Origin of the sequence: Pseudoalteromonas sp. PS5 (assembly GCF_004103255.1) — a bacterium.
Lineage (GTDB): Bacteria > Pseudomonadota > Gammaproteobacteria > Enterobacterales > Alteromonadaceae > Pseudoalteromonas > Pseudoalteromonas peptidolytica.
On the sequence record NZ_RCSQ01000193.1, the window covers coordinates 1 to 1015 of the forward strand.

The window sequence follows — 1015 nt, forward strand, 5'->3', positions numbered from 1 at the left end:
AACTCACCCGGTGCGCCAATAGGCATGGGCTGGAGCGACTCAGATAATACATGAAGATTAACGTTAGGATAGGCTTTACCTATGCCTTGATGAAGGCGAGGGTACGCTTGTGCCAGCATCGCACCGACAGTGGTTTCCGTGGGGCCATATTCGTCGAAGATAGCATTAACATGGCCGCTTAAGGCGTCAATGGCCTGCTCAGTCAGCGCTTCACCACCGAGCATTAGGGTATCGACTTGTGCGTCACTGCCTGGTAAGAGTGCCATGGCAAGACTCGGTGTGGTTTTTACAAAACCAATATTCGCGGCGCTGAGGTGAACTCTAAAGGCGGCGGCATCAAGAATATCTCCCTCATAGACACACACGGTTTGCCCCGCGAGGAGCGGACATAAGGTGGTCGTGACTGACAGGTCAAAACAGTAGTTAGACGAAAAGTCGATGTTACGATACTTATCCCCTAACTGGCGGGTTAAGGCATGAAGGTAATAGAGCACATTGTGCTGAGTGAGCATTACGCCTTTGGGTTGTCCGGTTGTCCCTGAGGTGTAGATGATATAGGCCAAGTTAGTCAAGGCCGTTGGACGCACTAAATTCTCATGCTCCACCGCTAGTGCATGGGTATTGACACGGAGCGCTTTCACGCCTTTTCCAAGCACAGGGTTAAGTGAGGGTAAGTGACTTTCCTGCGTTAGCACTAAGTCGGTATTGGTGTCGGTTAAAATAAATTCAACCCGAGCTTCGGGGTAATCTGGTGAAACAGGGACATAGGCACCACCGGCTTTGAGCACAGCCAACATAGCAATGAGCATCTCGCTGCTGCGAGAAAAGTAAAGCGCGATAGGGGTATCGGCAGGCAATAGGCCAGCTTGTACTTTGGGGTGCTGAGTAATGATGTGGTTGGCAAGGGCATTGGCTTTACCGTTTAGCTCGGCATAAGACAGCGCGTCACCGCTGCTGGTTAATATAGCTGTTTGTTCAGGGTGACTCGCGGCATGCTGCTCCACGATGCTTGCCA

General features: G+C 51.3%; 1 protein-coding gene. It reads right to left on the bottom strand.

Annotated elements, in window-relative coordinates; translation table 11 throughout:
* The coding region (locus D9603_RS19685; RefSeq protein WP_153188202.1) for an AMP-binding protein at positions 1 to 1015 on the bottom strand (1015 nt) is incomplete at both ends.